At 69.8% G+C, this 19,853-nt stretch carries 18 protein-coding genes and 2 tRNA genes; 19 read left to right on the forward strand and 1 reads right to left on the reverse strand.

Annotated elements, in window-relative coordinates; genetic code table 11:
* Positions 1–154: 154 nt before the first annotated feature.
* The 9 genes from obgE to ACIBTS_RS05040 all read left to right on the forward strand — a co-directional run bounded on the left by obgE (position 155) and on the right by ACIBTS_RS05040 (position 12,849).
* Positions 155–1,591: a GTPase ObgE gene (gene obgE, locus ACIBTS_RS05000; protein ID WP_399316677.1), complete on the forward strand. Its 1,437-nt coding sequence runs from the start codon at positions 155–157 to the stop codon at positions 1,589–1,591.
* 657 nt (positions 1,592–2,248) lie between these two features.
* Positions 2,249–3,748 carry an SDR family NAD(P)-dependent oxidoreductase gene (locus tag ACIBTS_RS05005; protein ID WP_399316679.1) on the forward strand — a complete coding sequence of 500 codons (1,500 nt, stop codon included), beginning with the start codon at positions 2,249–2,251 and terminating at the stop codon, positions 3,746–3,748.
* Between the two features lie 209 nt (positions 3,749–3,957).
* Positions 3,958–6,021, forward strand: coding sequence for a hypothetical protein (locus ACIBTS_RS05010; protein ID WP_399317178.1), 2,064 nt, complete (start codon positions 3,958–3,960; stop codon positions 6,019–6,021).
* A gap of 186 nt (positions 6,022–6,207) precedes the next feature.
* The gene (locus ACIBTS_RS05015) at positions 6,208–7,437 is read left to right on the forward strand and encodes a glycosyltransferase family 2 protein (protein WP_399316680.1); all 1,230 of its coding nucleotides are present in this window, start codon (positions 6,208–6,210) and stop codon (positions 7,435–7,437) included.
* A gap of 156 nt (positions 7,438–7,593) precedes the next feature.
* On the forward strand, positions 7,594–8,721 hold the full coding sequence (proB, locus tag ACIBTS_RS05020) for a glutamate 5-kinase (RefSeq protein ID WP_399316681.1): 1,128 nt from the start codon (positions 7,594–7,596) through the stop codon (positions 8,719–8,721).
* A 224-nt stretch (positions 8,722–8,945) separates the two neighbouring features.
* A complete protein-coding gene (locus ACIBTS_RS05025) occupies positions 8,946–9,461 on the forward strand; it encodes a hypothetical protein (protein WP_399317179.1) in 516 nt (171 codons plus the stop codon).
* Between the two features lie 240 nt (positions 9,462–9,701).
* Complete coding sequence (locus ACIBTS_RS05030; RefSeq protein WP_319672220.1) at positions 9,702–10,988, forward strand: glutamate-5-semialdehyde dehydrogenase; 1,287 nt, start codon at positions 9,702–9,704, stop codon at positions 10,986–10,988.
* A gap of 100 nt (positions 10,989–11,088) precedes the next feature.
* Entirely contained in the window at positions 11,089–11,655 is a 567-nt protein-coding gene (locus ACIBTS_RS05035; RefSeq protein WP_399316683.1) for a hypothetical protein, read from the forward strand.
* Positions 11,656–11,778: 123 nt separating this feature from the next.
* A complete protein-coding gene (locus ACIBTS_RS05040; protein WP_399316684.1) occupies positions 11,779–12,849 on the forward strand; it encodes a hypothetical protein in 1,071 nt (356 codons plus the stop codon).
* A 96-nt stretch (positions 12,850–12,945) separates the two neighbouring features.
* On the opposite strand, the gene ACIBTS_RS05045 is transcribed toward ACIBTS_RS05040, so the two are convergent.
* On the reverse strand, positions 12,946–14,070 hold the full coding sequence (locus tag ACIBTS_RS05045) for a M48 family metallopeptidase (protein ID WP_399317181.1): 1,125 nt from the start codon (positions 14,068–14,070) through the stop codon (positions 12,946–12,948).
* Positions 14,071–14,208: 138 nt separating this feature from the next.
* Between ACIBTS_RS05045 and ACIBTS_RS05050 the strand changes: the two genes are divergently transcribed.
* From ACIBTS_RS05050 to ACIBTS_RS05095, 10 genes are all read left to right on the forward strand, one after another.
* Positions 14,209–14,370 carry a hypothetical protein gene (locus ACIBTS_RS05050; protein ID WP_099937332.1) on the forward strand — a complete coding sequence of 54 codons (162 nt, stop codon included), beginning with the start codon at positions 14,209–14,211 and terminating at the stop codon, positions 14,368–14,370.
* A 109-nt stretch (positions 14,371–14,479) separates the two neighbouring features.
* The gene (locus ACIBTS_RS05055) at positions 14,480–14,644 is read left to right on the forward strand and encodes a hypothetical protein (RefSeq protein ID WP_319672224.1); all 165 of its coding nucleotides are present in this window, start codon (positions 14,480–14,482) and stop codon (positions 14,642–14,644) included.
* Between the two features lie 97 nt (positions 14,645–14,741).
* Positions 14,742–15,368 carry a nicotinate-nucleotide adenylyltransferase gene (gene nadD, locus ACIBTS_RS05060; protein ID WP_079662324.1) on the forward strand — a complete coding sequence of 209 codons (627 nt, stop codon included), beginning with the start codon at positions 14,742–14,744 and terminating at the stop codon, positions 15,366–15,368.
* A gap of 16 nt (positions 15,369–15,384) precedes the next feature.
* Positions 15,385–17,187, forward strand: coding sequence for an LCP family protein (locus tag ACIBTS_RS05065; RefSeq protein ID WP_399316686.1), 1,803 nt, complete (start codon positions 15,385–15,387; stop codon positions 17,185–17,187).
* 161 nt (positions 17,188–17,348) lie between these two features.
* On the forward strand, positions 17,349–17,795 hold the full coding sequence (gene rsfS / locus ACIBTS_RS05070; protein ID WP_319336687.1) for a ribosome silencing factor: 447 nt from the start codon (positions 17,349–17,351) through the stop codon (positions 17,793–17,795).
* A complete protein-coding gene (locus tag ACIBTS_RS05075; protein ID WP_399316687.1) occupies positions 17,792–18,478 on the forward strand; it encodes a histidine phosphatase family protein in 687 nt (228 codons plus the stop codon). Before rsfS ends, ACIBTS_RS05075 begins: the two co-directional genes overlap by 4 nt.
* Positions 18,479–18,571: 93 nt before the next feature.
* Positions 18,572–18,644 (forward strand) — tRNA-Ala (locus tag ACIBTS_RS05080).
* 560 nt (positions 18,645–19,204) lie between these two features.
* The gene (locus ACIBTS_RS05085; RefSeq protein ID WP_399316689.1) at positions 19,205–19,378 is read left to right on the forward strand and encodes a hypothetical protein; all 174 of its coding nucleotides are present in this window, start codon (positions 19,205–19,207) and stop codon (positions 19,376–19,378) included.
* 3 nt (positions 19,379–19,381) lie between these two features.
* Positions 19,382–19,615: a hypothetical protein gene (locus ACIBTS_RS05090; protein WP_003976229.1), complete on the forward strand. Its 234-nt coding sequence runs from the start codon at positions 19,382–19,384 to the stop codon at positions 19,613–19,615.
* 148 nt (positions 19,616–19,763) lie between these two features.
* Positions 19,764–19,836: transfer RNA gene (locus ACIBTS_RS05095), tRNA-Ala, on the forward strand.
* Positions 19,837–19,853: the final 17 nt, after the last annotated feature.

Here is a 19,853-nt window from a genome sequence, read left to right on the forward strand (position 1 = left end):
GTCACCTGATTCACGGCTCACACCGAGCGTTTCGCGAGGCGGACCTCACTTCCCCTACGGGAAGGCGGGTCCGCCTTTCGCGTGTTAACCAAGTAGTCGGTACAAGTAGTACCCGCGTAATACCCCTGTTTTCGTAGTGCTGGAGGCACCCACCATGACCACCTTCGTGGACCGCGTCGAACTGCACGTCGCCGCGGGTAACGGGGGCCACGGCTGTGCCTCCGTCCACCGTGAGAAGTTCAAGCCGCTCGGCGGCCCCGACGGGGGCAACGGCGGCCGTGGCGGCGATGTGATCCTGGTCGTCGACCAGTCGATCACCACGCTCCTCGACTACCACCACAAGCCGCACCGCAGCGCCACCAACGGCAAGCCCGGTGAGGGCGGCAACCGCTCCGGAAAGGACGGCCAGGACCTCGTCCTGCCGGTTCCGGACGGCACGGTGATCCAGGACAAGGCCGGCAACGTGCTCGCCGACCTGGTCGGCCACGGGACGTCCTACGTAGCGGCCCAAGGCGGTCGTGGCGGCCTCGGCAACGCCGCCCTCGCCTCGGCCCGCCGCAAGGCGCCCGGCTTCGCGCTGCTCGGCGAGCCCGGCGATTTCCACGACATCGTCCTGGAGCTGAAGACGGTCGCGGACGTGGCCCTCGTCGGCTACCCGAGCGCGGGCAAGTCGTCGTTGATCTCCGTCCTGTCCGCCGCCAAGCCGAAGATCGCGGACTACCCGTTCACGACCCTCGTCCCGAACCTGGGCGTGGTGACGGCGGGCGAGACCGTGTACACCATCGCCGACGTGCCGGGCCTCATCCCGGGCGCCAGCCAGGGCAAGGGTCTGGGCCTGGAGTTCCTGCGCCACGTCGAGCGGTGCAGTGTGCTGGTGCACGTGCTCGACACGGCCACGCTCGAATCCGAGCGCGACCCGCTCTCCGACCTCGACATCATCGAGGAGGAGCTCAAGCAGTACGGCGGTCTCGGCAACCGTCCGCGGCTCGTGGTCCTCAACAAGATCGACGTGCCGGACGGCAAGGACCTCGCGGAGATGGTGCGACCGGAGCTGGAGGATCGCGGTTACCGCGTCTTCGAGGTGTCCGCGGTCGCCCACATGGGGCTGAAGGAGCTGTCCTTCGCCCTCGCCGAGATGGTGGGTACGGCGCGCGCGGCCAAGCCGAAGGAGGAGGCGACCCGGATCGTCATCCGTCCCAAGGCGGTCGACGACACCGGCTTCACCGTCAGCCTGGAGGAGGACGGTCTGTTCCGCGTCCGGGGTGAGAAGCCCGAACGCTGGGTTCGCCAGACCGACTTCAACAACGACGAGGCCGTCGGCTACCTCGCCGACCGGCTCAACCGCCTCGGTGTCGAGGACGCGCTGATGAAGGCCGGCGCCCGCGGCGGCGACGGCGTCGCCATCGGTCCCGAGGACAACGCGGTCGTCTTCGACTGGGAGCCGTCCGTGACGGCCGGCGCCGAGATGCTCGGCCGCCGCGGTGAGGACCACCGCTTCGAGGCCCCGCGCCCCGCGACCCAGCGCCGCCGGGACAAGCAAGCCGAACGCGACGAGGCGGCCCAGGAGTTCGAGGGCTTCGAGCCCTTCTAGCCATTTAGCCCTCTTCCCTTCCCCCCTCACCCTTCCCCCTTCCCCCTCTCACCCGTCGGACCCGTTGCGGCCAGCCCCGCGACGGGTCCCTCTTTGTTCGGGCACTTGTCATGCACGCGAATCCTGAATCCGGCCAATGACAACCCCGTAAAGTCAGCGTCGCGCGACGTGTGGAATTCCGCGGTAATGGCCGACCTCTCATATGAAGAACACGTGTAGTCCGACCTCACGGGACGTGAAGATCTCGGATCGCGCCCGAGGCGGCCGCCGACGACCTGTACAGGGCGCCAGCAGCGATGACGGCGACGACGGCGGTGGCGGCGCTGACACCCCTCCACAGACGTTAGAGTCAGCCTCGTCACCGCCGTTGTCACCGCCGTGGTCACTGCCGTCGTCATCGCCGCTGTCGCTGCCGTCATTCTCGTCACTCTCGGCAAGGGGTTATGCCTTGTGGAGTTACTCACAAGGATTTCCGGGTTTCCGGGAGGCTTCCAGGCGGCTTCCACGGGAAGTCGCGCCGACGGCTCAGCAATCGCCGACGGTGGAAGGTGAATGCCAGGTTGCGAGCATATTTGCAGCGAACGACGCTCACCTTGCATCGCGGTAACCGAAAGTGGGACGCTTTCACCGTCCCTGTCGTCCCAAGGTAGGTCCTCTGTGTCCCAGCGCATAGCCAAGCCCCGTACCACCGCAGTGATCCTGGCCGGTGGCACCGGTCAGCGGGTGGGTCTGTCGATCCCCAAGCAGCTGCTGAAGATCGCCGGCAAGGCCGTCATCGAACACACCTTGGCCACCTTTGAGAAGGCCGACTCGGTCGACGACATCATCGTGCTGATGGCGCCGGGCTATGTGCCCGACGTCGAGAAGATCGTGTCCAAGGCCGGGTTCGAGAAGGTCCGGGCGATCATCGAGGGCGGCTCCACGCGCAACGAGACCACCGAGCGCGCCATCGCCGCCCTGGGTGAGGGACTGGCCGACGGCGAGGACCTCAACGTCCTCTTCCACGACGCCGTACGCCCCCTGCTCTCGCGGCGCGTCATCGACGACTGCGTGGCGGCGCTGGAGCGTTACCAGGCCGTCGACGTCGCCATCCCGTCCGCGGACACCATCATCGTCACGCGCACGCACGGCGAGGACGGCGAGTTCATCACGGAGATCCCGGACCGCTCCCGGCTGCGCCGCGGCCAGACCCCGCAGGCGTTCAAGCTGTCCACCATCCGCCGGGCGTACGAGGTGGCGGCGGGCGACCCCAACTTCCAGGCCACGGACGACTGCACGGTCGTACTGCGCTACCTGCCCGACGTGCCGATCCACGTCGTGGCGGGCGACGAGTACAACATGAAGGTGACCCAGCCCGTCGACGTGTTCATCGCCGACAAGCTGTTCCAGCTGGCCTCCTCGGCCGCCCCCGAGCAGATGGGCGAGGAGGTCTACCGCGAGCTCCTCACCGACAAGACCGTGGTCGTCTTCGGCGGTTCGTACGGCATCGGCAAGGACATCGCCGAACTCGCCGGGTCCTACGGCGCCAAGGTCTACGCCCTGGGCCGCTCCACCACCGGCACACACGTGGAGAACCCGGAGGAGGTCGACGACGCCCTGTCCAAGGCGTACAGCGAGACGGGGCGCATCGACTACGTCGTCAACACCGCGGGCGTGCTGCGCATCGGCAAGCTGGCCGAGACCGACAACGCGACCATCGAGGAAGCGCTGAAGGTCAACTACCTGGCACCGGTGCAGATCGCACGTTCGGCTTACAAGTACCTCGCCGAGACGAAGGGCCAGTTGCTGCTGTACACCTCCAGCAGCTACACCCGCGGCCGTGCCGAGTACAGCCTCTACTCCTCGACCAAGGCCGCAATGGTGAACCTCACCCAGGCCCTGTCCGACGAGTGGGCCGGTGACGGCATCCGGGTGAACTGTGTCAACCCGGAGCGTACGGCGACGCCCATGCGCACCAAGGCCTTCGGCCAGGAGCCCGCGGGCAGCCTGCTCTCCTCCGAGGCGGTCGCCCGCACCTCCCTCGACGTGCTGCTTTCCGAGCTCACCGGCCATGTCATCGACGTCCGTCAGCAGGACCCGACGGCGGCCGCGGGCAAGGCCTCCGGCTTCGACCAGGCCCTGGCCGGCGTCCTGGACCGACAGGACGGCGTGGCATAATCAAGCGTAAATAGCCAGTGAATTTTCAGGCCTCTGTGGCTCCCTGTTTACGGAGAATTCACAGAGGCCTGAACCCGTAAAGCTTTCGAAACACCCGAAAAACCTCCGAAACCTTCACAAAGGATTTTCCGGACTTTTTAGGCACCTATGACCGGCCCCCTCCCAGAGCAGGTTTCTCCGTGATATCCACCGCTATTCGCGTAGCCCGGGTGGGCTCCGCGGCCGAACTGGCCGCGGCGGTCCTCATGATGCTGGGCTACCCCGGCCTCATGGCGGCCGCGCTCGTCCCGAGCGCCCCCGCCTTCGCCGCCGCGGCCGCCGTGACGTACCTGGCGGACCTCTACCTCCACCGCAAGGGCAGCCGCCTCATCGGCCTGCTGTCCAAGGTGCGGGCCGGTCTGTCCACCCGGTTCCTGGTCCGCGAACTGCTGCTGATCCTGCTGCTGGCGAGACTGGACCTCTCCCAGGAGCCGGTCTTCTACGCGGCGATCGCGTGCTTCACGGTGTTCTTCGGTCTTCAGGCCCCGCAGGGCGCGCTGGTCACCCTGATCGGTAAGCGCCGTCAGATGCCGGTCGCGACCAGGAACGTCGACATGGCCTCCCGGCTGCGCATACCGGACGCCCCGCCGCGTCTCCTGCTGCGCCGCGCCACCGTGAAGATGCTCCACCTCGACCTCGCGGCCGTCGTGGGCCTGCTCGTCTGCGCGCTCACCGACTCGGTGCGCCCGGGCTACGCCGGCATCGCCGTCACGCTCGGCCTGGGCGCGCTGTACGTCCTCGCGCTGGTGCCGCACCTGCGCGGGCGACGGCTCCCGCCGAGGGCCCCCAAGGTCCTGGCCGCGGTCAGCGCCTGGCTGCGCGAGTACCGCCCGGAGACGGTGCTGTACTTCTCCGGCTCCGACGACTCCGCCTACCAGGTCAACATGTGGCTGGAGACCATGGAGCAGATGGAGGCCCGGCCGCTGATCCTCCTGCGGGAGCGCACCATCCTGGAGAAGATGGCGCCCACCTCCGTGCCGGTCATCTGCGTGCCCGGCGGGATCCATCTGATGAACCTCGACCTGTCCATGGTGCGGGTCGCGCTGTACTGCGCGAACGTCGGCAAGAACATCCACCTGCTGCGCGTGCCGACCATGAAGCACGTCTTCATCGGCCACGGCGACAGTGACAAGGCCGCCAGCGTCAACCCGTTCACCAAGGCCTACGACGAGGTGTGGGTCGCGGGCCGCGCCGGCCGCGACCGGTACGCCATCGCCGACGTCGGCATCCGCGACGAGGACGTCGTCGAGGTCGGCCGCCCGCAGCTCGCGCCGATCGAGCCCGCGCAGGACGCTCCGCCGCGGGACCGGATCCCCACGGTTCTCTACGCGCCCACCTGGGAGGGCTGGGACGACAACCCGGGCAACACCTCGCTCATCCTGGCCGGCGAGAACATCGTCAAGAAGCTGATCGCGGCCGAGCCCCCGGTCCGCGTCCTGTACAAGCCGCACCCGTTCACGGGCAACCGCAGCGCCAAGGCGGCGGCCGCGCACCGGCGGATCACCGCCCTGATCAAGAAGGCGGCCGCCGAGCGCGCGGCCGACTCCCGCTTCACCGCGGACCCGGCGCCACAGGCGAAGGCCAAGGCCGAGCTGACCCGCCTCAAGGCCCGCCTGGACGGCCTCTCGCTGGCCTTCGACGAGCGCGCCGACGAGGCCGTGACCAGCCGTGACGGCATCGTCGACGTCCGCAAGCACGAGGAGGCCGCCCGGCTGCGCGCCGAGTGGAACGAGACGTACTGGCGCTCCTTCCCCTCCTTCGAGCACCGGATGATCACCGGCAGCGGGCCCCGGCTGTACGACTGCTTCAACGCCTCGGAGGCGATGGTCTCCGACATCTCCAGCGTGGTCTCCGACTTCATCGCGAGCGGCAAGCCGTATGCGGTGACGGACTCCGCCGAGCTGGGCGCGGAGGAGTTCCGGCGGCAGAACACCGCGGTGCGCGCGGCGGTGCTCCTCAGCAACAGCGCCGCCGAGCTGGACCAGCTGCTGGACGCGGTGCGCGACCCGGGCGCCGATCCGCTGGCCAAGGACCGCAAGGAACTCAAGGAGTACCTGCTCGGCCCCGACGAGCCCACGTCCCTCGAACGGTTCGACACCGCGCTCGCCGACCTGGCGCTGAAGGCCGAGGCGCGCAACGTCGGCCAGGAGTCCCACGGCGCAGTGCTGATGGATCCGCTGGACGGCCCGCCGGACGACGAGGCGGAACTGCCCAAGGGAGTGACGGCCGTCTGACGCCCGCCTGACGGACGTGTGCTGAGGCCGGGCCCCTCGGAGGGATAATCTCCGAGGGGCCCGGCCTTTCGTGCATCCTGTGATGTGGAACACGCGGGGAAACCGAGGCAACCCTCTGTGTTCATCCGTCGTCTATCGGATGTCCAGAGGTTCATTGGGGGGACAGTTGCGTGGTGAGAGGGAACAGTGACCGTTGCGCAGCCTGACGTCACCGTGGTCATCGGGGCGTACGAAGCGATGCCGTACCTGGTCGAATGCCTGGCATCGGTCGAGGCACAGACGCTGGACCCGGCCCGCATCGAGGTCATAGCCGTGGACGACGGCTCCCGGGACGGCACCGGGGAGTACCTGGAGGAGTTCGCCGCCCGCGCCCCCATGGCCGTCACCGTGATCCGGCAGGAGAACTCCGGCGGCCCCAGCGGCCCGCGCAACGTCGGCCTCGGCAAGGCCACCGGTCGCTACGTGTTCTTCCTCGACGCCGACGACAGGCTCGGCGCCGAGGCCCTGGAGCGCATGGTCGCCATGGCCGACGCCAACGGCACGGACGTCGTCCTCGGCAAGATCCAAGGCGTCAACCGCAACGCGGCCAAGTCGATGTTCGGCAAGAACGTCGGGCGTACGGACGTGTTCTCCTCCAACATCAAGTTCACGCTGAGCGCGCAGAAGCTGTTCCGCCGCGAGCTGCTGACCCGGCACGACATGCGCTTCGACGAGTCCCTGTGGACGGGCGAGGACGCCCTGTTCACCATGGAGGCCTATCTGCGGGCCGACGGCATCTCCGTGGTCGCCGACTACACCTGCTACTACCTGGTGGGCCGCACCGACGGCAAGCAGGTCACGAAGACCGGCAGCTACACGCTGCGCTTCGACTCCGCGCGCGCCCTGATGGGCCTGCTGGAGCGCCTGGTCCCGCCCGGCCCCAAGCGTGATGTGCTCATGGTCCGTCCGTTCCTGGTCACCGTGCTGCCGCAGTTCGGGCCCATCTTCCTCAAGAACGACGAGGAGATCCGGCGCACCAAGCTGGAGCTGGCCAAGCCGCTGATGGACGCCTACTGGAACGAGGGCGTGGCCCAACGCCTCAACGTCCATGAGCGGCTGCGCCTGGAGCTGGTCGCCCGGCAGCGCGCCGACCTCCTCGTGGACGTCCTCGAGTTCATGCAGGCCAAGACCGAGCCGACGCCCGTGCTGAAGAAGCGCAACACCCAGCTCTATCTGGCCTACCCGCACTACGGCTCCGCCGAGGCCGGCATCCCCGACCGCGTCTACCTCGCCGAACCCCGCGAGGCCAAGGCGTACCCCGGCTGGCGCAAGGACCCCACCGAAGCCTTCCTGCGAGGCTTCACCCGCAAGGTCCGCCGACGGCTCAGCAGACTCCGCCGACGCACGGTCAGACCGGGGGGACCCGCGGCGGTGTGAGGAAGCGATACGACCTTTTCGCCGTACGCAAAGGGTGAGTGGGCGGTCATCGCTCCGCCACTGTCCGCGAAGTGAAACCCGCGCGCGGCCTGCGCCCCTGTTCGCGTAGATTGCCTGGCGGGCAGCCGGGGACCTACGCGAGGGGCGAAGAACAAGGTGGCAGGGGCAAGGCAGGCCGTGGGCGAGGCCCGCAGGATCGTCGTCAAGGTCGGCTCCTCGTCGCTGACCACCGCCTCCGGCGGCCTCGACGCCGACCGGGTCGACGCGCTCGTCGACGTCCTCGCCAAGAGTCGCAGCGGGGGAGAGAAGGAGATCGTCCTCGTCTCCTCCGGCGCCATCGCCGCCGGCCTCGCCCCCCTGGGCCTGCGCCGCCGCCCCAAGGACCTCGCCCGCCAGCAGGCCGCCGCGAGCGTCGGCCAGGGCCTGCTCGTGGCCCGCTACAACGCCTCCTTCGCCCGGTACGGCGTCCGTGTCGGCCAGGTGCTGCTGACCAGCGACGACATGAGCCGACGCGTCCATCACCGCAACGCCTCCCGCACCCTGGACAAGCTGCTCGCGATGGGTGCGTTCCCGATCGTGAACGAGAACGACACCGTCGCCACCGACGAGATCCGCTTCGGGGACAATGACCGGCTCGCCTCCCTCGTCGCCCACCTCGTCCACGCCGACCTGCTCGTCCTGCTCTCCGACGTCGACGGCGTCTACGACGGCGACCCCAGCAAGCCCGGCACCTCGCGGATCGCCGAGGTGCGCGGCCCCGCGGATCTCGCGCACGTCGACATCGGCAGCGCCGGCAAGGCGGGCGTCGGCACCGGCGGCATGGTGACCAAGGTCGAGGCCGCCCGGATCGCGGCCGCCGCCGGCATCCCCGTAGTCCTCACCAGCGCCGTCCACGCGGCCGACGCCTTCACCGGCGGCGACACCGGCACCTACTTCCACCCCACCGGCAAACGCTCGGCCGACCGGCTGCTGTGGCTTCAGCACGCGTCCACCCCGCAGGGGTCGCTGACCCTGGACGACGGGGCCGTGCGGGCGGTCGTCGAGCGGCGCACCTCGCTGCTGCCGGCCGGGATCGCCGCCGTCGAGGGCGAGTTCAGCGCCGGCGACCCCGTCGAACTGCGCGACACCGCCGGGCGCGCGGTGGCCCGCGGCCTCGTCAACTTCGACGCCAAGGAGATCCCCCAGCTGATCGGCCGGTCGACCCGGGACCTGGCGCGGGAGCTCGGCGCGGAGTACGAACGCGAGGTCGTCCACCGGGACGACCTGGTGATCCTTCACCCGTAAACCGCTCGAACGGTCCGTACCGGTGGGGGACGTTCCGTGAAACCGCCCCACGAAGGCGTGCGGCCTGCTCAACTTTGTCTCAGGGACAGGCTGCGGGCGTCCGGCGGGCGACCGCGGCACACATTCCGCACGAGCGCTGCGTAAAGGAGGCCGTCGTGAGACGAGTGCGCCCTGGGGTGGCAGCGGCCCGTGGGAGTACCGGCGAGACCGGATCGACGTCGTCCATGTCGTCGGCGTCCTCGGCGTCGTCCTCGCGTACGGCCGGGCCGGCGTCGTCACGCGCGGCGGGTTCGTCGTCGCGGCCGCCCGGCGAGGAGCGCGCCCTGACCAGTGTGGCGGCCGGTGAGCGGTACCGGGCCCAGGAGGCCGCCGAGGCGAAGGGCGAGCAGCCCGTGGAGGTTGCCCGGCTGTGGCACGTCACCCTCAGCGTGTCCGGCGAGGAAGCCCCGGTGAAGGAGGTCCGGCGCGCTCTCGAACAGCTCGCCCACGACCACCCCTTCCTCCTGACCAGCAGATATGCGGGCGATCACGCCGAGATCCGGTACTGGGAGGAGGCCCGCGACCTGCATGACGCGGCCGCCGTCGCCCTGCGCCTGTGGGGGGAGCACCGCCAGACGGCGGGCCTGCCGCCCTGGGAGATCGTCGGCCTGGAGGTCATCGACCGCCAGACCTACCACCAGCGCATCGCGGAAGGCTACGGCCCGGTGCCGACGACCCCTGTCGGGGTTCACCCCTATTGACACCGTTCGCGTTGACACCGTTCGCGAGTGTGTCGCGGGGCGGCGCGCTCGGGGGACGCCTCAGGGGCGTCCCGGGTACGACCTCGGGGATATCCCCGGTCCGCCCTGGGGAGCTGCCCCCAGGTCCGCCCCCAGGTCCGCCCTCGGCTCCGCCTCACGGGCCCTCCGCGGTGTCTCGGGGATGTCTCGCGGGGTGGAACAAAGGGTGGACGGGCCCGCGTGGCGCACTACCCTTCCCGTATGACCACGCTTTCGCCGTACGACTCCATGTCCCCGGTCACCCGCGCCGCCTACCGCGCCAAGGCGGCCGCCGCCGACCTCGCGCCGCTGCCCCGGGCCGCCAAGGACGACGCGCTGCTCGCCATCGCGGACGCACTGGAGGTCCGCACGAGCGAGATCGTCGAGGCCAACGCCGAGGACATCGCCAAGGCCCGCGAGGCCGGGACCAGCGAGTCGATCATCGACCGGCTGACCCTCACCCCGGAGCGGGTGCGGGCCATCGCCTCCGACGTGCGGGACGTCGTGGCGCTGCCCGACCCCGTCGGTGAGGTCGTCCGCGGCTCAACCCTCCCCAACGGCATCGACCTGCGCCAGGTCCGGGTCCCGCTCGGCGTCGTCGGCATCATCTACGAGGCCCGCCCGAACGTCACCGTGGACGCCGCCGCCCTGTGCCTGAAGTCCGGCAACGCGGTCCTGCTGCGCGGCTCGTCCTCCGCCTTCGAGTCGAACACCGCTCTCGTCCGGGTGATCCGTGACGCCGTCGGCGGCGCCGGGCTGCCCGCCGACGCCGTCCAGCTGGTGCCCGGCGAGGGCCGCGACAGCGTGCGCGAGCTGATGCGCTCCCGCGGTCTGGTCGACGTCCTCATCCCGCGCGGCGGAGCCTCGCTCATCCAGACCGTCGTCACGGAGTCCACCGTCCCGGTCATCGAGACCGGCACCGGCAACTGCCACGTCTACGTCGACGCCCACGCCGACCTCGACATGGCGATCGACATCCTGATCAACTCCAAGGCGCAGCGGCCGAGCGTGTGCAACGCCGCCGAGACCCTCCTGGTCCACCAGGACATCGCTCCCGTCTTCCTGCCCCGCGCCCTCGACGCCCTCGCGGAGGCGGGTGTGACCGTGCACGCCGACGAGCGCGTGCTGGCCTATGCCAAGGACTCCAAGGCGACCGTGGTCGAGGCCACGCCCGAGGACTGGGAGACCGAGTACCTCTCCTACGACATCGCCGCCGCCGTCGTCGACTCCCTCGACAGGGCCGTCGAGCACATCCGGCTGTGGACCTCCGGCCACACCGAGGCCATCGTCACCACGTCGCAGCAGGCGGCCCGCCGGTTCACCCAGCTGGTCGACTCCACCACGGTCGCCGTGAACGCCTCGACCCGCTTCACCGACGGCGGCCAGTTCGGCTTCGGCGCGGAGATCGGCATCTCCACCCAGAAGCTGCACGCCCGCGGCCCGATGGGCCTGCCGGAGCTGACCAGCACCAAGTACATCGTCACGGGCGACGGGCATGTACGGCGCTGAGGCGTTCGCCGGGCCAAAGGGGCCGTGACAGGCGTCTCATCCGGCGGATGAATTTCCATACCGTCTGCCCAAATTGACCCCCCAGGTCTACTCTGGATCCGTGCCGGAGGACGTGGGGGGCATGCCGTTCCCTGACGGCTGGGAGCCCGACGACGACCACGACCGCGGAGCGTCGGACGAAGAGTTCGCCTCCGTGGTCTTCGACGAGGCCTTCGTACAGGCGGCCGTGGTGCACGAGCCGACCGCCGTCGAACGCCTCCTGGCCGCCGCGCAGGCGAGAGCCGAGGCCTCCGAGGCCGAGGCCCGCAGAGCCCGCGCCCGAGGCGACCGCTACGACGACGCCTACGGACCCGGCGTTTTCGGCCATGACCCGGATCTCGACGACCTGGACGACGCCGACCTCCTCGAAGGCCGCTACGGCGCGCCCGGGACCTACGGCAGGCAGGTCCGCTGGCACCGCCCCGTGGCCTGGATGCTGGCCGTTGTCATGGGCGTCGGCATGGTCGCGCTGGCCTTCGCCGCGGTCTACCGGGGCGCGTCCTCGGGCAGTCGCGACCCGGTGCCGCCGCCCGCCACGACCGGCCTGGAACAGGGCAGCGTGCCGCCTCCGTCGGCCTCCGCCAGCTACTCTCAGCCACCCGTCTCGGCGGACCCGCGCACGCCCTGAACGCATGTGCGACGCAGGGCCGTGCGAGGGTCGTGTGTACGGGGCCGAAGCTGTTGAGAACCTGTCAGAAGTTGTCGTACAGCAGGGCGTTTACCCGGGGTCCGCGCGACCTACTCTGAAAGTATGGCCGGGCTTGGAGACCCACCGGAGGGGACACCCGAGGGCACTCCGGGAGGTGGCGAGGACGAATACCGATCCGTCGTCTTCGACGAATCGTTCGTCCGTGCTGCCCGCCTCCAGGAATACTCCGCCCACGAGCGCATGGCAGACCACGCGCCCGCCGTCCGCCGCCGCCCGCCCCTGCGGCGCGGGCTGTCCCGGCAGGCGCTGATGCTCGTCCTGCTGATCGCCGTGGCCTTCGGCACCGCCGTCTACATGGGCGTACGCAGCCCCTATCAGAGTGCGATGGCGCGCGGGCCCGTCGAGCCCCTGCGGATGACCGTCATCCCGCTCTCCCCGCAGGGCGTCGTGCCCGGGGCGGCCGACCCCGAGTCCCTGTTCGCGCGCAGTCCCGCCGCGCAGTTCCGCATCGGCGCCGAGGGCATTCCGCTGCCGCCCTCGCGGAGCACCGCGCACTTCTCCGACAGCCAGGTCGTCACCGCGCTGATCACGGCCAAGGACTACATCGTGCACTCCTCGCTCTTCCCGGAGGTGCTCACCGGGCAGCAGGTGCGGCCCGTGCGCGCCCTGATCGACGCCGACCAGCTCGACCAGTTCGACGAGAGCTTCAGCCACCCGGCCGCCGACGGCAGGCACGCGCCGACCGGCTGGCTGGTCCGCTTCGACCCCGCGCAGGCCCAGCTGGCCGACAGCAGCATCCGAGTCCAGGGCACGCTGCAGGCCGCCGAGACCGACTCCGCGACCCTCGAGGTCACCGCCGACCACACCTTCGTATACGCGCTACGGCCCACCGGCGCCGCCGCCACGGCCCCGGCCTCCCTCTTCACCGTCCGCCGGGAGCTGCACTTCCGCTTCGACCGCGAGGACCTGCGCACCCACCAGGTCCAGCTGATCGTGTCCTACGTCCAGGCCGGCCCCCTGTCCTGCGCCGAGGACTCCACCAACCACCTGCGCCCCCTGCTGGCCGGACAGACCGCGAAGGCGGGCGGACCGGCCGGCACGGACCCCTACGCGACCGGTGGCGCGACGCCCCTGTGCGGCGCTCTGGCGCAGAGCGCCCAGCCGAAGACGTGAAGCGCGGGTACCCGTCGCCCGAGCCGCAGGTTCCCGTCAGTCACGAGGGCCGACGGCTCTCGTCGCGAGGGCGGACACTCCCCGTCGCGAGGGCAGTCACTTCCCGTCGCGAGGAGGGGTGTCCGTCGCGCCGTCCGAGCCGTTGCGCGGCGGCTGGTCGTCCGACGGGGTCGGCCCCGTGAAGCCGCCGAAGCCGCGCCGCACCCGGCCGCCGAGGTCGCCCGCCCCGCCCGCGATGTCGCTGACCAGCTTCATCAGCGGGTCCTTGGAGCTCTTGACGCTGGTCGCGTAGTGGGAGGCGGACTCGCGGAAGGAGTCCGTGACCGAGGTGTCCTTGTCCTCGCTGCGCCGCGTGTAGTGGCCGTCCATGATCCGCTGGTGGTCGCGGGACTCGGCCCACTTCTTCAGCTCGGCCGCGCGCACGGTGGTGAAGGGGTGGGTGCGGGGAAGCACGTTGAGGATCTTCAGTACGGAGTCGCGCAGGTCGCCGCCCGCCTCGTACTCCTCGGCCTGCTGCAGGAACGCGTCCACGTTCATCTCGTGCAGGTGGTTGCCGCCGGCGATCTTCATCAGGCCGCGCATCGAGGCCTGCAGATCCTGGCCGACGAGGAGACCCGCGCGGTCCGCGGACAGCTCCGACTTGCGGAACCACTCGCGCAGCGCCGTCACGATCGTCATGATCGCGAGGTTGCCCAGCGGGATCCAGGCCACCCGGATCGCCAGGTTGGTCAGGAACAGCAGGATCGTCCGGTACACGGCGTGCCCCGACAGGGCGTGCCCCACCTCGTGGCCGATGACCGCCCGCATCTCCTCCTCGTCGAGCAGTTCGACGAGCCCGGTGGTGACCACGATGATCGGCTCGTCCAGACCGATGCACATCGCGTTGGGCTGCGGGTCCTGGTTGACGTACATCGGCGGGACCTTCTCCAGGTCCAGGATGTAACAGGCGTCCCGCAACATGTCGTTGAGGTGCGTGAACTGCTGGTCGGAGACCCGCACGGAGTCGGACAGGAACAGCAGCCTGAGGCTTCGCTCGGGCAGCAGTCCGCTGAGCGCCTTGAACACCGTGTCGAAGCCGCTCAGCTTGCGCAGCGCCACCAGCGCGGAGCGGTCGGCGGGGTGCTCGTACGCACGCGAGGAGATTCCGGGGAAACGCCTGCGCTGCCTGCTCGGCACGTTCTCGTGGCCCGTGCCGTCGTTGTCGTGGCCGTCGTCGGACATGTCTTCCCCCATGTGCGTCTGTGTGGCCCTCTACCTGACCCTTTACGGACCCTTGTGCGGCCCTTTGCGCCCCCGAAGCAGGGCCCAGCCTAGGCGGAGTTACCTTGGACGGGCACTACACCGAAGGAGTCCCACGCCATGGAGCACCAACCCGCAGCCGCCTGGCTCACCGAAGCCGCCGGCGCCGCCCAGCAGCAGGGGGCGGGGAATCTGCTCCGCGTCGTACTGGTCGTGATGATCCTGGGCTGTGTGCTCACCGCGTGGTTCCTGCTGCGGGGCTACAAGCGGAAGGACGACTGAGCCGTCGGGAAGGTTCCCAATGCCGGAGTCGGCGTGATCGCCGCCGAGCCGCCCGCTTACGATGGGCCGACATCTTTATCCCACCCTCACCGGATAGGTCCTGCCGAAGATGAGCCTTCACAGCGCCGCTGCCCAGTTGGTCACCCTCGCCGCCGAGGGCGAGGAGCACGGCGGCAACCACGAGAGCCTCAGCCCGTACCTCACCGGCGGCAGCGCTTTCGTCATCCTGCTGCTCCTGCTGTGGATCACCACCCGCTTCAACCGCGACCGCTGAGACACCACGTGTTCACCGACGGGCAGTCCGGCATAGCGGGGCACTCCGGGCATCCGCCTGCCGGGGCCCCGGGACCGGGCCGGTAGGGTCTGCACGCATGGGAGAGCAGGACATGCCTACCGGCCCGTCGAACCCGGGCAAGCGCCGCCTCGGCGTCATGGGCGGGACGTTCGATCCGATTCACCACGGACACCTCGTGGCGGCCAGTGAGGTCGCCGCGCAGTTCCACCTGGACGAGGTCGTGTTCGTCCCGACCGGCCAGCCGTGGCAGAAGACCCACCGCAGTGTCTCCCCGGCCGAGGACCGCTACCTGATGACGGTCATCGCGACCGCCGAGAACCCGCAGTTCTCGGTCAGCCGCATCGACATCGACCGCGGCGGCCCCACCTACACCGTGGACACCCTGCGCGACCTGCGGGCCCTCAACCCCGACACCGACCTCTTCTTCATCACCGGTGCGGACGCCCTCGGTCAGATCCTGACCTGGCGGGACAGCGAGGAACTGTTCTCCCTCGCGCACTTCATCGGGGTCACCCGGCCGGGACATGTCCTGTCCGACCCCGGCCTCCCGGAAGGGGGCGTCTCGCTCGTCGAGGTGCCCGCGCTCGCCATCTCCTCCACAGACTGCCGTGCGAGAGTCGCCAAGGGCGACCCCGTCTGGTATCTGGTGCCGGACGGTGTTGTGCGCTACATCGACAAGCGCGAGCTGTACCGCGGCGAGTGAGCCGAGAGGGGTGCCGGTGAACGACCGATACGACGCGGGGTACGGCGGCGACCCCTACGAACTCGTCGGCTACGACGAGTACGGGCAGCCCGTCTACCGGCAGGTCCCGCCCCAGCAGACGCCTCAGCAGGCCTACGACCCGTACGGGCAGCAGGGCGGGCACCAGGGTCAGCCCCAGGGCGAGGGTCGGCAGGGATACGGCTATGACCCGTACGCCACAGGCGGGCAGCAGACGCCCGCCTACGACCCGTACGACACCGGTCAGCAGCCACCCACCCCCGCGTACGACACCGGTCGCCAGGCCCCCGTCGGCTACGACCCCTACGGCACCGCGACCCAGACCCCGTACGACCCCTACGGGCAGACCGCCACCAGCGGTCAGCAGCCTCGGGTCGAACAGCCCCGCGTCGCCGAGCGGACCGCCTACATCCCGCAGCAGGCCGGTCCGGCCGAGAACGAGACCAGGACCGGGACCGGGACCGGGACCGGGAACGGGAACGGGAACGAAGCCGGGTCCGACGAAGCGGCGGCCCAACGGGAGTACCACACCGAGCAGTTCGCCTTCGTGGAGGAACCTGACGGTGACTCCGAGGACGTCATCGACTGGCTGAACTTCACCGAGAACCGCACCGAGCGCCGCGAGGAGGCCAAGCGCCGCGCCCGCGGCCGCCTGATCGCCCTCGTCGTGGTCCTGGCGGTGTTCGCGGCCGGCGGGGTGGGCTACCTCTGGTACGCCGGAAAGCTGCCCGGTCTGTCGTCGTCCTCGGACTCCGGCACCGGCACCACGACCGCCACCGCCGCGCAGAAACGCGACGTGATCGTGGTCCACCTGCACAACACCGCCGGGGGCGGCACCGCCACGGCGCTGCTCGTCGACAACACCACCACCAAGCAGGCCACCACGGTCCTGCTGCCCAACTCCCTCGTCCTCACGGACGAGGACGGCACCACGACGACCCTCGCCAAGTCCGTCGACGACGACGGCTCGGCCGGCACACGCGACGCCCTGGACACCGTCCTCGGCACCCGGATCCAGGGCACCTGGCGCCTGGACACCCCCTACCTGCAGAACCTCGTCGACCTCGTCGGCAACATCGAGGTCGACACCGACACGGCCGTGCCCGCCCCCGGCGCCAAGAAGGGCGAGGCCCCGCTCGTCACCAAGGGGGCGGACCAGACCCTCAGCGGCAAGATGGCCGTCGCCTACGCCACCTACCGCGCCACGGGCGAGGCCCAGAACGCCCAGCTGGAGCGGTTCGGCCAGGTCATGCAGGGCGTGCTGCGCAAGGTGTCCTCCGACGCGCAGGGCGCCACCGTCACCGTCCAGACCCTGGCGCAGATCCTCGACCCCTCGCTGAGCGACAAGGATCTCGGCGCCTTCCTCGCCAAACTCGCCGAGCTCGCCAAGGGCGGCGACTACAAGACCACCCTGCTGCCCGTCCGGACCGACGGCACACTCAGCGCCGACGCGAGCGCGAGCGTCGTCAAGGACGTCCTCGGCGGCACCGCGAAGAGCCCCGACAAGGACGCGGCCGTCAGCGTCTCCGTCCAGAACGCCAGCGGCGCCAAGGCCAACACTGAGGACGCGCGCGTGGTGCTCCTCAACGGCGGCTTCACCTTCCTGGAGGCCGGCACCCCGTCGAGCACGAAGGCCACCTCCCAGGTGCTCTACGCGGACGCCGCCGACAAGGAGAACGCCACCCAGGTCGCCAAGACCCTGGGCCTGGACGACGGCGCCGTGAAGAAGGGCACCGTCCCCGGGAACGCGGACGTGGCGGTCGTCCTGGGGGAGGACTACAAGCCCTCGGCGTCCGGGTGATCGCTCAGGGCCTGTCCGGCGGATCATGCCGCAGACGCGGCGCCGCTGCTTTCCTGCGACTTGATCCGCTTGATCCGCCGGACAGGCCCTGATCGCGTGGGGTGCCGTCGGCGGTCCGTGAGACCCTTGAGCACAAGTGTCCGCCGACGGAAAGCCACGTAGTGACCGCCACCGACCGCTCCATCGAGCTCATCACCGCCGCCGCACAGGCGGCCGCCGACAAGCTCGCGCACGACATCATCGCCTACGACGTCAGCGACGTGCTGTCGATCACGGACGCCTTCCTGCTGGCCTCCGCTCCCAACGACCGCCAGGTCAAGTCGATCGTCGACGAGATCGAGGAGCGCCTGCAGAAGGAGCTCGGCGCCAAGCCGGTACGCCGTGAGGGCGACCGGGACGCCCGCTGGATCCTGCTCGACTACGTCGACATCGTCGTCCACGTCCAGCACAGCGAGGAGCGTGTCTTCTACGCCCTCGAGCGGCTGTGGAAGGACTGCCCCGAGCTGGAGCTGCCCGCCGACGCCAAGGCGACCCGCGGCAAGGCCCAGGAGCACGCCAAGCTGCAGGCCGAGGAGGACGAGGCCGCCGGATTCGGGGAGCTTCGGTGAGTGGCCCCGCCGGAGCCGCCGACCGGGGGCCCGCCGACCGGGGGCCGGGTCGTGGCCGCCGTGTCATCCTCTGGCGGCACGGCCAGACCGCGTGGAACGTGGAGCGCCGCTTCCAGGGCACGACGGACGTCGCGCTGACCGAGACGGGCGTCACACAGGCCCGCCGAGCCGCCCGGCTGCTCGCCTCTCTCCAGCCCCACGCCATCGTCGCCTCGGACCTGTCGCGGGCCGCCGGCACGGCCGCCGAGCTCGCCGCGCTCACCGGCCTGGAGGTGACCCATGACGAGGCCCTGCGCGAGACGTACGCGGGCGTGTGGCAGGGGCTGACGCACGACGAGATCATCACCCGCCACGGCGCGGAGTACACCGCGTGGAAGCGCGGTGAGGCGGTCCGCCGCGGCGGCGGCGAACTGGAGACCGAGGTCGCCGACCGCGCCGCCCCCGTGGTGCTGAGGCACGCCGAGAAGCTGCCCGAGGACGGCACCCTCGTCGTCGTCAGCCACGGCGGCACCATCCGCACCACCATCGGCCGTCTCCTCGGCCTGGAGGCGCACAACTGGGAGAGCCTCGGCGGTCTCTCCAACTGCTGCTGGTCCGTCCTCGGCGAGGGCGCCCGCGGCTGGCGTCTGCTGGAGCACAACGCCGGCACCCTGCCCGAGCCGGTGCTCGGCGACGACGACTGACCGTCGTGGGGCGGCCGGGACCCGGATTTCACTTTCCGGCAGGTCGCAGGCTAAAGTTCTTCTTGTTCGCCCCGCGGAGCGGGGAGGACAGAAGGGGCTATAGCTCAGTTGGTAGAGCGCCTGCATGGCATGCAGGAGGTCAGGAGTTCAATTCTCCTTAGCTCCACAGATCGGCTGGTGAATCGAGATCGATTCACGAAGATCCCGTCCCTCAGGGGGCGGGATTTTTTGTTGCCTCCTTCCACAGCAGGGCCGCGCGAACGTGCCTACGGTCCTCGTCCTGCCGGCCGTCGGCGGCCTCGTTCTGCCGCGTGGCGGGGGAGCGGAAGCGGAAACGGGGGGTGCAGGGTTGCGAAAAGGGGCGCGCGGCCTGTACCGGCCCCGTCCCGTGCTCCTGGCCTTCTGGCAACGGGCCCTGATCCCGGCGGGGTTCACGGGCTGTACGCGGCGGACGCCGGCGGGCTGCTCGCCACGGTCCCCCGGGTCGGGCAGCTGATCGGCGGTGCGGTCTTCGGCACACTGTTCTTCAACCGGCTTGAGTCACTTGGGGCACCAGAGGCGTATACCTCTTCGGAAGCGCTTCTCACATGCATGTTCGCGCTCGCTACGACAGCCGTCCTCGGTGCCGTGTCCGGACTGGTACTGAGGCGTCGCTGACCGTATTGGCCCGGCCGTGGCAGAATCAAACGGCCGGAAGGGGGCGCGGCCCGACGGGAGGGAGTAGCGATGCCTGCGAGCATCTTCGGAGAGGTCGGTCACCTCTCCGAAGCGGTGGTGACACGGGACAAGGCCCCCCGGCTCAGCTGCCCCTCCTGCGGTTCCGCCCATGTGGCCCAGGTTCTCGGTGACAACGGCGGGATTTCCTACGTGTGCACGGCCTGCGGCCACAGCTGGAGCTGATCGATGGGTGCACACAGGCGAAAGTGCGACTGGTGCGGGAGCGGCACCCCGATCGTCCGTGACATGGAGCCGGTCAACCCCGACTACCAGTACTGGTGCGAGGAATGCGCGCGGGCGCTGATCATAAAAGGCGACCCGATCGAGACGTACCGCGAGCTGGAGGGCGAGCCGATCTACGGTCGGCTTCTCGAGGAGCACTGCACGCTCAAACGGTTCTATTCCTTCGTCACCGCTTGACCCCGCACACCGCCCCACCTCTTATTTCGGGCGAAAGCGGACAGGGTGGAAACGATTTGGTGGTCCGCCCCCGGACCGGTAAAGTTGGCGTCGCCGCCGGGGAAACCGGGTGGCACGGTCAAGATGCGGTTCCATCGCATGACCGCGAGGGGCTATAGCTCAGTTGGTAGAGCGCCTGCATGGCATGCAGGAGGTCAGGAGTTCAATTCTCCTTAGCTCCACAGCAGATCCCGCCGGA

The sequence above is a fragment of the Streptomyces sp. NPDC050121 genome (assembly GCF_044460385.1).
GTDB classification, from domain to species: domain Bacteria; phylum Actinomycetota; class Actinomycetes; order Streptomycetales; family Streptomycetaceae; genus Streptomyces; species Streptomyces soliscabiei.

Coding starts and splice junctions, on each gene's coding strand:
- ACIBTS_RS05085 (WP_399316689.1), top strand. CDS start 19,205: ATGCCTGCGAGCATCTTCGGAGAGGTCGGTCACCTCTCCGAAGCGGTG.
- ACIBTS_RS05055 (WP_319672224.1), top strand. CDS start 14,480: ATGAGCCTTCACAGCGCCGCTGCCCAGTTGGTCACCCTCGCCGCCGAG.
- ACIBTS_RS05050 (WP_099937332.1), top strand. CDS start 14,209: ATGGAGCACCAACCCGCAGCCGCCTGGCTCACCGAAGCCGCCGGCGCC.
- nadD (WP_079662324.1), top strand. CDS start 14,742: ATGGGAGAGCAGGACATGCCTACCGGCCCGTCGAACCCGGGCAAGCGC.
- ACIBTS_RS05025 (WP_399317179.1), top strand. CDS start 8,946: ATGTCGTCGGCGTCCTCGGCGTCGTCCTCGCGTACGGCCGGGCCGGCG.
- ACIBTS_RS05045 (WP_399317181.1), bottom strand. CDS start 14,070: ATGTCCGACGACGGCCACGACAACGACGGCACGGGCCACGAGAACGTG.
- ACIBTS_RS05030 (WP_319672220.1), top strand. CDS start 9,702: ATGACCACGCTTTCGCCGTACGACTCCATGTCCCCGGTCACCCGCGCC.
- ACIBTS_RS05090 (WP_003976229.1), top strand. CDS start 19,382: ATGGGTGCACACAGGCGAAAGTGCGACTGGTGCGGGAGCGGCACCCCG.
- obgE (WP_399316677.1), top strand. CDS start 155: ATGACCACCTTCGTGGACCGCGTCGAACTGCACGTCGCCGCGGGTAAC.
- ACIBTS_RS05040 (WP_399316684.1), top strand. CDS start 11,779: ATGGCCGGGCTTGGAGACCCACCGGAGGGGACACCCGAGGGCACTCCG.